This is a genomic window from Streptomyces sp. NPDC034099, assembly GCF_055575415.1.
The window spans coordinates 43,513-54,202 of the sequence record NZ_JBVISR010000009.1; the positions used below are offsets into that span (position 1 = coordinate 43,513).

Consider the following 10,690-nt stretch of genomic DNA (forward strand, 5'->3'; position numbering starts at 1 on the left):
GCGCTCCCCTCTTTCACCGTTTGATTCACGATTCACCGTTCGGTCAGCGTCCGCGTCACTTGATCCGGGGCTCCGGTTCCTCGTCCTCCTCGTCGGGCAGCTTCACGTCGCTGACCGCGATGTTGACCTCGACGACCTCCAGGCCGGTCATCCGCTCCACCGCCGCCACCACGTTCTCCCGCACATCGCGGGCCACGTCCGCGATCGACACGCCGTACTCGACGACGATCTCCAGGTCGAGGGCGGTCTGCTTCTCGCCGACCTCGGCCTTCACCCCGCGCGACACCCCGGACTTTGTCCCGCCGGGCACCCGGTCGCGCACGGCGCCGAAGGTGCGGGACATCCCGCTGCCCATCGCGTGCACACCGGCGACGTCCCGTGCCGCCATTCCGGTGATCTTCTCCACCACGCCGTCGGCGATCGTGGTCCGTCCCCGGGTGCCGGGGTCCCCGCCGCCGCGCCGCAGCGTCTGGCCCTTGGCCGCCCCGGGGGTGTCGATCGTGTCCTGCCCGCTCCGGTGGCTCTCCATGTCGCTCATCGCCGTACGTCCCTTTCGGTCGTAGTCCTGTGTCCACGTTAGGCGGGGTTGCCGTGACTCGCGCCACAGATGCGGCAGGCTGGAGGAATGACGACGGCGGACCGGTGGACGCGCGCGATGCGGGAACAGTTGGGTCTCGGCAGGCTGCTGCCGCTGGGCGGCCCGGGGGACGGAGCATGGATCGCCGAGCGGGCGGCCCGTGAGGTGCTGCTGGCAGTGGCCCGGGAGGTGCCCGGTGTGCGCCCGGGTGACCTGCGGATCGGTCTCGCGGACCCGGACGACACCCGGGAGGCCGCCGTGCCGCCTCCGCCGGGCGCGCTGCCGCCCGGCGCGCTGCGGGTGACGGCCGGCTTCGCGGCGGTCGTGGAGCCCGCGGCGGCGGCCGCGGAACCCCTGCCGGTGACGGCGGCGCGCCTGCGTGTCGCGCTGGCGGACGCGGCGAACGGGCGGCTGGGCCTCGCGGCGGCGGACGTGGACCTGCGGGTGACCGGTCTGTACGACGTGGACCCGGCCACGGGTACGGCACCCGGCCGTGCGCCCGACGCCGGGCCGGAGGCGGGACCCGCCGGCGCCCCCGCCGGGGACGAGGGCGAGGACGGCGGGGCCGTCGGCGGTGACGAGGGCCGGGTCGCCGGGGTCGTGCGGGCGGTGCCGGGCGTGGTCCGGCTGACGGGCGTACTGGGCCGTCCGGTGCACGTGACGGAGGAGCCGGCGCGGGAGGGGGCGCTGCCGCGCCGGCATGTCCGGGTGGAGTTGGCGGTGCACGCGGACCACCGGGCCGTCGAGGTGGCCCGGCGGGTCCGCGCGGTGGTGTCCGAGGCCCTGCCGGACCGCCCGTCGGTGGCGGTGGTGGTGACGGCCGTCGGCTGAGGGGCTCTCGGCGTTCCTACTCGCCGAGCCCCGCCAGGTCGCGCAGCCGGCGTCCCTGGGCGGCCCGTTCGGCGGTGCGCTGGGCCTCGTAGTCCCGCGTCAGGGCGCCCCGGAGCAGCGCCTTGGTCTCGACGACCGCGTCGCGCGGTGCGGCCAGGATCGCGGACACCAGGTCGTGCACCGTGCCGTCGAGCTGGTCCGCGGGCACGGCGAGGTTGGCCAGGCCGGTGCTCACGGCCTCCTCGGCGGTGACGAACCGCCCGGTCGCGCAGATCTCCAGCGCGCGGGCGTACCCGACCAGGGACACCAGGGGATGCGTGCCCGTCAGGTCCGGCACCAGGCCCAGGCTGGTCTCGCGCATGGCGAACTGCACGTCGTCCGCGACGACCCGCAGGTCACAGGCGAGGGCCAGCTGGAAGCCCGCCCCGATGGCGTGCCCCTGCACGGCGGCGACCGACACGAGGTCGCTGCGCCGCCACCAGGTGAACGCCTCCTGGTACTCGGCGATGGCCGCGTCCAGCTCGGCATCACCGCCCCGGGCGAGGTCGACGAACGACGGTTCGCCGTCGAAGCCCTCGGGGGTGAACGCCTGCCGGTCGAGCCCGGCCGAGAAGGACTTGCCCTCGGCCCGCAGCACCACGGCGCGGACGGAGCCCGGCAGCAGCCGACCGGCCTCGGCCAGCGCCCGCCACAGAGCGGGGCTCTGCGCGTTGCGCTTGGCCGGGTTGGTCAGCGTCACCGTGGCGATCGCGTCGTCGACGGTGAGCCGCACGCCGTCCTGGTCGAGTGCGGGACCGGGGTCGTGGGCGGGCGAAGCCATGGGGCGCCTCCGAAAGATGCGGTCGTCGTCCCCGCCGCGCGCCGGACGGTGCGCCGTGCGACGGCAGGGCTAAGTGACTGCACAGTAACCACCCGGACGGTCGGACGACCGACCGGGTGGCCACCGTCACTTTCGGAGTCGAGGGGCCGCCCGGGACATCAGGCCGACGTGGCCTTCTTGCCCCGGGTAGCCCCGCCACGCCCTCGGAGCGTGACGCCCGACTCGCTGAGCATGCGGTGCACAAAGCCATACGAGCGGCCGGTTTCCTCGGCCAACGCCCGGATGCTCGCACCGGCGTCGTACTTCTTCTTCAGGTCTGCCGCGAGCTTGTCGCGCGCGGCGCCGGTAACCCGGCTGCCCTTCTTCAGAGTCTCGGCCACCCGTGCCTCCTCATGGGAAGTGCGCTCTGGTACTCCTCATGATCACCCCTCCCGGCCCTCCTGGCCACCCATTCGGCAAGGTCGATGAGACAAGCTGGTGACGACAGGAGCGGGTCCCCACATACGGAATCCGTGATTCCAGAGAATCGGGCGCGTTCGGCCGAACGGGTTTCTCCGCGTCATTCCAGGTCAGAAAGGCGTCACGGCCGGGCCCCCGGCAATGGGGGCCCGGCCGCGAAATCGTTGTATGACACACCTCTTGATGAGGAGATCTCACACAGATGGTGGATCACGGATCGGCCGAATGATCCATCACCGGTGGATCATCCATTCGGTCAAGCGAGGGCGACGAGGTCCGCGTAGTCGGCGCCCCACAGGTCCTCGACACCGTCCGGAAGCAGAATGATCCGTTCCGGCTGGAGCGCCTCGACGGCGCCCTCGTCGTGGGTGACGAGGACGACGGCGCCCTTGTAGGTGCGCAGCGCTCCGAGGATCTCCTCGCGGCTGGCCGGGTCGAGGTTGTTGGTGGGCTCGTCGAGGAGCAGCACGTTCGCCGAGGACACCACGAGGGTGGCCAGCGCGAGACGGGTCTTCTCGCCGCCGGAGAGGACACCGGCGGGCTTGTCGACGTCGTCGCCGGAGAACAGGAACGAGCCCAGCGTCTTGCGGACCTCGACCAGGTCCAGGTCGGGGTTGGCCGAGCGCATGTTCTCCAGGACGGTGCGCTCGGGGTCGAGGGTCTCGTGCTCCTGCGCGTAGTAGCCGAGCTTGAGGCCGTGGCCCTCGATGACCTGGCCGGTGTCGGGCTTCTCGACGCCGCCGAGGAGGCGCAGCAGCGTGGTCTTGCCGGCGCCGTTGAGCCCCAGGATGACAACCCGGGAGCCCTTGTCGATGGCCAGGTCGACGTCGGTGAAGATCTCCAGCGAGCCGTACGACTTCGACAGGCCCTCGGCCATCAGCGGGGTCTTGCCGCAGGGCGCGGGCTCCGGGAAGCGGAGCTTGGCGACCTTGTCGGACTGGCGGACCGCCTCCAGGCCGGAGAGCAGCTTGTCGGCACGGCGGGCCATGTTCTGCGCGGCGACCGTCTTGGTGGCCTTGGCGCGCATCTTGTCGGCCTGCGAGTGCAGGGCGGCGGCCTTCTTCTCGGCGTTGGCGCGCTCGCGCTTGCGGCGCTTCTCGTCGGCCTCGCGCTGCTGCTGGTAGAGCTTCCAGCCCATGTTGTAGACGTCGATCTGGGAGCGGTTGGCGTCCAGGTAGAACACCTTGTTGACGACCGTCTCCACCAGGTCGACGTCGTGGGAGATCACGATGAAGCCGCCGCGGTAGGTCTTCAGGTAGTCGCGCAGCCAGATGATCGAGTCCGCGTCGAGGTGGTTGGTCGGCTCGTCGAGCAGCAGGGTGTCCGCGTCCGAGAACAGGATCCGGGCCAGCTCGATGCGGCGGCGCTGACCGCCGGAGAGCGTGTGCAGCGGCTGGCCGAGCACCCGGTCGGGCAGGTTCAGCGCGGCGGCGATGGTGGCGGCCTCGGCCTCGGCGGCGTACCCGCCCTTGGTGAGGAACTCGGTCTCCTGGCGCTCGTACTGCCGCAGGGCCTTGTCGCGGGTGGCGCCCTGGCCGTTGGCGATGCGCTGCTCGTTCTCGCGCATCTTGCGGATCAGGACGTCCAGGCCGCGCGCGGACAGGATGCGGTCGCGGGCGAGCACGTCGAGGTCGCCGGTGCGCGGGTCCTGCGGGAGGTAGCCGACCTCGCCGGAGCGGGTGACGTTGCCGGCGGCGGGCTGGCCCTCGCCGGCCAGGACCTTGGTGAGGGTGGTCTTGCCGGCGCCGTTGCGGCCGACCAGGCCGATGCGGTCGCCCTTGGCGACGCGGAAGGTGGCGCTCTCGATGAGGACACGGGCACCGGCGCGCAGCTCGATGCCGGAGGCGGAGATCACGGTCAGACTCCTGGGCGGGTGGGTGGCGGGGTGGGCGGCTGTGGAGGTTCCCGCCGCTCTAATGCACGAGGAGAATGGCCATGAGGGCCAGTCTAACGGGGCGGTGCAAGCGCTTTTCCCCGCGAGCGTTGTCAGTGGCCGGTGGAAGACTGGGCGAACGGGTCCAAAGCGGAACGGACCACCGGCTCACAAGGAAGTGATCGGCATGGCGGGCAACGAGGGCGGGCGTCCGAGCATCTGCCCGACGCTCAGGTACGCGGACGCCAAGGCGGCGGTCCGGCAGCTCACCGAGGCCTTCGGCTTCACCGCGCTCGCGGTGTACGAGGGCGAGGACGGCTCGGTGGCCCACGCCGAGCTGGCCCAGGGCAACGGCGTGGTCATGCTCGGCTCGAAGGGCACGGGCAGCCGCTTCGACGAGGCGATGAAGAGCGGGGGTCCCACGGGTGTGTACGTCGTGGTGGCGGACGTCGACGCCCATCACCGGCGGGCCGTGGAGCACGGCGCGGAGGTCCTGATGCCCCCGACCGACCAGGACTACGGCTCGCGGGACTACATGGCCCGCGACCTGGAGGGCAACGTCTGGAGCTTCGGGACGTACGCGCCGGAGGTACGCGGGTAGCCTCCGGCGGTCCGTCCGTCGGGCCGCGGCCGGTCAACTGCCCCCGGTGTGGACCTGGAAGGCCGCCCGGCGTACGGCCTTGGCCAGGGCGGGGTCCGGGTGCGCGGCGGCGAGCGCCACCAGCACCTGCACGGTGCGGGGGTGGCCGACCGCGCGGACCTCGGCGAGCAGGGCCGGGACGGTGGCCTGCACCGCCGACTCCAGGTGCCGCACCAGCAGCGGGGCCTCCCCGTGGTCGGCGACGGCCGCCGCGGTGTCGACCCACAGCCAGGTGGCCTCCGGACGGGTGAGGACCTCATGGGCGTCCTCGGGGTCGACGCCGTCGTGCTCGGCCAGCCACAGCAGGGCGTACGGCCGGAGCGTCGGCTCGTCGAGGACGCCGCGGACGTCGGGCTCGGCGGGGGCCCCGACGACGCGCAGCGCCTCGAAGGCGAGGCCGCGCAGCAGGGCGTCGTCGCCGCGGGCGGCCCCGAGCAGTTCGGCGACGGCGCTGCCGACGGGGCGGGCGGCGAGCCAGGCGCGGTACTCGGCGCGGGCGGCGTTGGGGCGGAGCTGGGCGCAGCCGCGGAGCATGTCCTCGGCCGACTGTTCGATGTTGCCGGCCGGGCTCTGCGCGGCGACGCAGATCTGCTCCAGCTTGACCCACACCGCCCAGCTGCCGAGCGGGGTGAGCGTGGCGTGTCCGTCGCCGCAGGTGAGGGCGCCGACGGAGGCGAGGGCGTGCAGGGCCCAGTCGAGGAGGGGGGCGAGCGGGGTGTCGGTGGCCGGGCCCGGATCCGGCTCGGCGCCCGGGGTGCCGGGTTCGAGCCGGGGGCCGTAGGGCACCTCGCAGCGCTCGGTGCGCAGTTCGGTGACGCGCTGCTCCAGCAGGTCCAGGAGCTGCGCCACGGGGACGGGTCCGGCGGACAGCTGGAGGAAGGAGAGCAGCTGGGGCATCGCGGAGACGACCTCGGCCACCGCGGCGGGCTCCTGCCCGGCGGGCTCGGGGTGGGCGAGCGACCAGGCGTCGAAGAGGGCGACCCAGCCGCGCAGTACGGCGCTGTCGTCGCGGTTCCAGGCGCGCAGCCGCCAGCCGGGGCGGGCGGTGCCGCCGTGCACCTCGACCAGTCCGGCGAGGCGTGCGGTGTCCCAGTCGGCGCGGACCTTGGCCACGGGCAGGCCCAGTGCGCGGGCCGCGTGTTCGGCGGTGGCGTCGGACAGGGTGGCCTTGCCGTCGGCGGTCGCGCTGCCGCGGCCGGGGCCGAGTGCGGAGTCGGCCCAGCGGGCGACACGGGCCGCGTCGGCAAGGCCGGAGCGCGCCATTCTGGCCAGCTCCGAGCGGGCCGGTGTGCCTTCCGGGGGGCGCGGCGCGGGGCGGCGTGGACGCCGCTGATTCATCGCTGGGGGGGCGGCGGCCAGGGGTCGCGGGCGGACGAGTCGGAGCCTGGAGTCGCGCGGGATACGGGACGTCACGGGTGCAGTCTTCCGGTTGACGGTCCGAAAACCCAAACGGAATGCCCCGGCGGCCTCCCGGGGCGGCGGGCGCGGGGGCCGGGCGCGCTGTCCGGGCAGCGGATCAGGCCAGTGGTACGACGCTAAACGGAAGGTGATCGTCGCGTCCTCGGGCAGGCGTCACGGGCGGGCGAAGGGGCCGCGAGAGGTCTCGCCCCCGGGGGCCGTGGGAGGGGATCACACCAGTGGGGTCATGAAGCGGCGGAGGGTCTCCTCGTAGTCCGCGGGGTCGGCGTTCCACATGGCGCCGTGCGGGGCGTCCCGGACGGTGTGGAGGGCGACCAGGCGCGGGTGGGTGTCGGCGAGGCGTCGGGACAGGCGCCAGGGGGCCACCGCGTCGCCGGGGCCGTGGAAGATCAGGGTGGGGACGGCCGGGCGGTACAGACCGGCGGTGCCGGCGTCCCGGTCGGCGTGCAGCCCGGCGCGGCCCTGCGCGGCGCGGACGGCGAGCGGCAGGAGCGCGCCGGGGGTGCGGCGGGCGGCGGCCAGGGCGCGCAGGGTGGTCTCCCAGCTGAGCACCGGGGAGTCCAGCACGAGCCCCGCGATGCGCTCGCGCACGCCGGAGAGCGCGGCGGTGCGCAGGGCCATGGTGGCGCCGGTGGACCAGCCGAGCAGGACGACCTGGCGGGCGCCGTGGTCGAGGGCGTAGCGGACGGCCGCGTCCACGTCGCGCCACTCGGTCTCGCCGAAGTGGTGCAGGCCGTCGGGCGAGGGCGGTGCGCCGACGTCGCCGCGGTAGGCGAGGGTCAGCACCGGCACGTTCCGGCGGTGCAGGGGGGCGATCAGGTTCAGGGCGTGTTCGCGGGTGGCGGCCAGGCCGTGCACGGCGATGATCCAGGTCGGGCGGGCCCCGGGCAGGAACCAGGCCGGGAGCGGACCGAGTTCGCCCGGGACCTCGACGTCGGCGTACTCGAGGTCGAGGGCCGTGCCCGGGTTCCCGACGTACAGGTTCGGGGTGAACCACGCCCGGTCACCGGTTTCGAGGGTGCCGTGCGTGACGCGTTCGAGGCGGCGTACGACGGTGTCCGCGCCGTGTTCGGCGGTGCCGAGGACCGGTCCCACGACCGCGTGGGAGCCGTCACCGGCGAGCCCGTACCGGCCGGGGCGCAGTGCGGCCAGGTCCCGGGTGAGGGTGATCTGTCCGGCGGCGGTGCCGTGCACGGTGAGCCGGGGCTCGGTCGGCAGGGGCCGGCCGGGGGGCGCCTTGAGCGCCGCGTCGCTGGCGAGACGGCCGACGGCGACGCTCGCCGCTCCGGTCGCCAGAGCTGCGGTGACGGCGGCTGCCGTTGCGGTGACAGTGCGCATGGGGCCAGTCTCCTGGTGGAGTCCTCGGGCGGCCAGTGGACGGGTGACAGGGGGTGACGAGGTCCTCGTGTCCCGTTGCCGGTACCCCGGGAACCGCCCGGCACGCACCTCGCGTCAGCTTCGCTGCCCGTATCCCCTCAGGCGCTCCGTCACCTCCGCCAGCTGGGCCGGCGTCAGCAGGGACGGCGAGTGGCCGGGCACCGAGGCGGCGGTCAGCCAGAGGCAGCACATCCATTCGAGCTGGGCGGTGCGGTCGTAGGCCTGGTCGAGGGAGCCGCCGTAGGTGACCGTGCCGTGGTTGCGGAGCAGGCAGCCGGTGCGGTCGGTGAGGGCGTCGAGCATGACGCGGGCGAGTTCGTCGGTGCCGTAGGCGGCGTAGGGGGCGACCCGGACGGTGCCGCCGAGCGCGGCGGTCATGTAGTGCACCGGCGGGAGTTCGGGGACGAGCAGCGAGACGGCCGTCGCGTGCACGGCGTGGGTGTGGACGACGGCCCGGGCGCCGGGGTCGGCGCGGTACACGGCCAGGTGCATGGGCAGTTCGCTGGTGGGGACCAGCGTGCCGAGCACCTGGCGTCCGTCCAGGCCGACACCGGTCACGTCGCCCGGGGTCAGCCGGTCGTAGGGCACGCCCGACGGGGTGACCAGGACCGTGTCGCCGACGCGCACCGAGACGTTGCCGGAGGTGCCGACGACCAGCCCGTCCGCCACCGTCCGCCGGGCCGTCGCGACGAGTTCCTCCCAGGCCGCCTGCTCGGCCGTCCCTCCGGCCGGCTCCCCGGCCGCAGCCCGCGATCGCGTCACAGTCACCCACTCCTCCGGAGCGCCCGCGCGCCCCTCACGTCCCGTCGCCGAACGGTCTCGCGGTGATCCTGCCAGGGACGTCTCCGGAGAGCACCGGAGCGGGCACACAGAGGGAGGCTCCGAACCCGCTTCCGGTCACCGTGACGCCCTGCCCAGTTCATCTTCCGTTCACCCTGGTTACCTACGTTCGTCGCGCCAACGACCTCGAACGATTGCCTGGGTAAATGGAAAGCTTCTCGCTGATCCTCGCGATTGTGGTGGTAACCGCACTCGCGTTTGATTTCACGAACGGTTTCCACGACACCGCGAACGCGATGGCAACGACCATTTCGACCGGTGCGCTCAAGCCCAAGGTGGCGGTGGCGATGTCCGCCGTCCTCAACCTTGTAGGCGCCTTCCTCTCCGTGGAGGTCGCCAACACGATCTCCAAGGGTCTCGTCGACGAGACCGGCATCCGTCCCGAGGTCATCTTCGCCGCACTGGTCGGCGCGATCCTCTGGAACCTCCTGACCTGGCTGGTCGGGCTCCCGTCCAGTTCCTCGCACGCCCTGATGGGCGGCCTGATCGGCGCCGCCGTCGCCTCGGCCGGTATCGGCGCGGTCCACGGCGACGTGCTCGTCACCAAGGTGCTCCTCCCCGCGATCGCCGCCCCGATCGTGGCCGGACTCGCGGCACTGCTCGCCTCCCGGATGACGTACTCGCTGGGCCGAAAGGCCGACGGCAAGGCCGCGGCGAAGGGCTACCGGGCCGGTCAGATCGCCTCCGCCGGTCTGGTCTCGCTGGCCCACGGCACCAACGACGCCCAGAAGACGATGGGCATCATCACCCTCGCCCTGATCGCCGGCGGCGCGCTCGCCCCCGACTCCGACCCGCCCGTGTGGGTCATCCTCAGTGCCGGTATGGCCATCGCGCTCGGCACCTACCTGGGCGGCTGGCGCATCATCCGCACCATGGGCAAGGGCCTGACCGACCTCCAGCCGCAGCAGGGCTTCGCCGCTCAGACCAGTGCCGCCACGGTGATCCTGGCCTCCTCCCACCTCGGCTTCTCGCTGTCCACCACGCACTCGGTCTCCGGTGCGGTGATGGGCGCGGGCCTCGGCCGCAAGGGCGGCGTGGTCCGCTGGTCCACGGCCACCCGGATGTTCGTCGCCTGGGGCCTGACGCTGCCGGCCGCGGCCCTGGTCGCCGCGCTCGCCGAGTGGGTCTGCCGCCTCGGCGACTGGGGCACGGCCCTCGTCGCGGTGTTCCTGGTCGCGTCCAGCTTCGCGATCTGGCGGATCTCCCGCCGTGAGGTCGTCGACCACACCAACGTCGTCGACGGCGACGCGGTGGGCGCCCAGGAGCCCGAGCCGGCCGGTGTCGTCACCACGGCCATAGCCGCCGTGTCGCCGCCCCCTACGGGCGTGACCGAGGACCTGGCGGCCACCGTCCCGGCCGCCGCCACGTCCGACACCAAGGCCCCCTCGGCCGCCACCACCGTCTGAACCCGCAGCCCGGGTACGAAGGAAGCGAACCTCCATGAGCATCGACTGGGCAGCTCTCGGCTCCGTCTTCGGCGTCAGCCTCGTGGTCACGGTGGCCCTGGTGGGCCTGTTCACCCTCGGCATCGTCGGCCTCTCCCGCCAGGAGCGGGCCGCCGCCCAGGGTGGCTCCGCGACCCTCGCGGTCACCGGCGCGTACGCCTGCTTCGCGGCCTGCACGGCGGCGGTGGCGTACGGGATCTACCTGATCGTCGCCTGACCACCGCTCGACCACCGCTCGATCGCCGCCCGGTCCACGGGCGCACGCGCCGGGGCGGGGGGGGGGAAAGAAGCGAACCACTTCTCGCCCCCCCCCCCCGCTTTTCCGGGCCCCACACCCCCCTTTGGGGGTTCCCCCACCCCCCCATCCCCAGGCCACACCCAAGTGGGGGGTGTGTTTTGGGCATTGTTG

Annotated in this window: 11 protein-coding genes; 4 read left to right on the forward strand and 7 right to left on the reverse strand. The window is 73.4% G+C overall.

Annotated features, from left to right (window positions below; genetic code table 11):
* Nucleotides 1-55: 55 nt before the first annotated feature.
* Complete coding sequence (locus ACZ56V_RS24780) at nt 56-538, reverse strand: Asp23/Gls24 family envelope stress response protein (protein ID WP_398912472.1); 483 nt, start codon at nt 536-538, stop codon at nt 56-58.
* Nucleotides 539-625: 87 nt separating this feature from the next.
* Between ACZ56V_RS24780 and ACZ56V_RS24785 the strand changes: the two genes are divergently transcribed.
* Nucleotides 626-1,408: a nucleopolyhedrovirus P10 family protein gene (locus ACZ56V_RS24785; protein WP_467383868.1), complete on the forward strand. Its 783-nt coding sequence runs from the start codon at nt 626-628 to the stop codon at nt 1,406-1,408.
* 16 nt (nt 1,409-1,424) lie between these two features.
* Here ACZ56V_RS24785 and ACZ56V_RS24790 read toward each other — a convergent pair whose 3' ends face one another.
* The 3 genes from ACZ56V_RS24790 to ACZ56V_RS24800 form a co-directional block, all read right to left on the reverse strand.
* Nucleotides 1,425-2,228 carry an enoyl-CoA hydratase/isomerase family protein gene (locus ACZ56V_RS24790; protein WP_468945295.1) on the reverse strand — a complete coding sequence of 268 codons (804 nt, stop codon included), beginning with the start codon at nt 2,226-2,228 and terminating at the stop codon, nt 1,425-1,427.
* A gap of 158 nt (nt 2,229-2,386) precedes the next feature.
* The gene (locus tag ACZ56V_RS24795) at nt 2,387-2,608 is read right to left on the reverse strand and encodes a helix-turn-helix domain-containing protein (protein ID WP_003976983.1); all 222 of its coding nucleotides are present in this window, start codon (nt 2,606-2,608) and stop codon (nt 2,387-2,389) included.
* 335 nt (nt 2,609-2,943) lie between these two features.
* Complete coding sequence (locus ACZ56V_RS24800) at nt 2,944-4,542, reverse strand: ABC-F family ATP-binding cassette domain-containing protein (RefSeq protein WP_398912475.1); 1,599 nt, start codon at nt 4,540-4,542, stop codon at nt 2,944-2,946.
* 205 nt (nt 4,543-4,747) lie between these two features.
* On the opposite strand from ACZ56V_RS24800, the gene ACZ56V_RS24805 reads away from it, so the two are divergent.
* Complete coding sequence (locus tag ACZ56V_RS24805; protein ID WP_468945300.1) at nt 4,748-5,161, forward strand: VOC family protein; 414 nt, start codon at nt 4,748-4,750, stop codon at nt 5,159-5,161.
* A gap of 33 nt (nt 5,162-5,194) precedes the next feature.
* Here ACZ56V_RS24805 and ACZ56V_RS24810 read toward each other — a convergent pair whose 3' ends face one another.
* The 3 genes from ACZ56V_RS24810 to ACZ56V_RS24820 form a co-directional block, all read right to left on the reverse strand.
* Nucleotides 5,195-6,613, reverse strand: a complete 1,419-nt coding sequence (locus ACZ56V_RS24810) for a hypothetical protein (protein WP_398912477.1) — start codon at nt 6,611-6,613, stop codon at nt 5,195-5,197.
* Between the two features lie 216 nt (nt 6,614-6,829).
* Nucleotides 6,830-7,957 carry an alpha/beta hydrolase family protein gene (locus ACZ56V_RS24815; RefSeq protein ID WP_356368340.1) on the reverse strand — a complete coding sequence of 376 codons (1,128 nt, stop codon included), beginning with the start codon at nt 7,955-7,957 and terminating at the stop codon, nt 6,830-6,832.
* 114 nt (nt 7,958-8,071) lie between these two features.
* Entirely contained in the window at nt 8,072-8,758 is a 687-nt protein-coding gene (locus ACZ56V_RS24820; RefSeq protein WP_468945304.1) for a class II aldolase/adducin family protein, read from the reverse strand.
* A 224-nt stretch (nt 8,759-8,982) separates the two neighbouring features.
* Here ACZ56V_RS24820 and pitH point away from each other — a divergent pair, with 224 nt between their 5' ends.
* Nucleotides 8,983-10,242 (forward strand): low-affinity phosphate transporter PitH, encoded by a 1,260-nt coding sequence (gene pitH / locus ACZ56V_RS24825; RefSeq protein ID WP_468945307.1) that lies wholly within the window; start codon nt 8,983-8,985, stop codon nt 10,240-10,242.
* Nucleotides 10,243-10,276: 34 nt separating this feature from the next.
* A complete protein-coding gene (locus tag ACZ56V_RS24830) occupies nt 10,277-10,498 on the forward strand; it encodes a hypothetical protein (protein ID WP_030404451.1) in 222 nt (73 codons plus the stop codon).
* Nucleotides 10,499-10,690 lie beyond the last annotated feature (192 nt).

Coding starts and splice junctions, on each gene's coding strand:
- ACZ56V_RS24790 (WP_468945295.1), bottom strand. CDS start 2,228: ATGGCTTCGCCCGCCCACGACCCCGGTCCCGCACTCGACCAGGACGGC.
- ACZ56V_RS24805 (WP_468945300.1), top strand. CDS start 4,748: ATGGCGGGCAACGAGGGCGGGCGTCCGAGCATCTGCCCGACGCTCAGG.
- ACZ56V_RS24785 (WP_467383868.1), top strand. CDS start 626: ATGACGACGGCGGACCGGTGGACGCGCGCGATGCGGGAACAGTTGGGT.
- ACZ56V_RS24830 (WP_030404451.1), top strand. CDS start 10,277: ATGAGCATCGACTGGGCAGCTCTCGGCTCCGTCTTCGGCGTCAGCCTC.
- pitH (WP_468945307.1), top strand. CDS start 8,983: ATGGAAAGCTTCTCGCTGATCCTCGCGATTGTGGTGGTAACCGCACTC.
- ACZ56V_RS24780 (WP_398912472.1), bottom strand. CDS start 538: ATGAGCGACATGGAGAGCCACCGGAGCGGGCAGGACACGATCGACACC.
- ACZ56V_RS24815 (WP_356368340.1), bottom strand. CDS start 7,957: ATGCGCACTGTCACCGCAACGGCAGCCGCCGTCACCGCAGCTCTGGCG.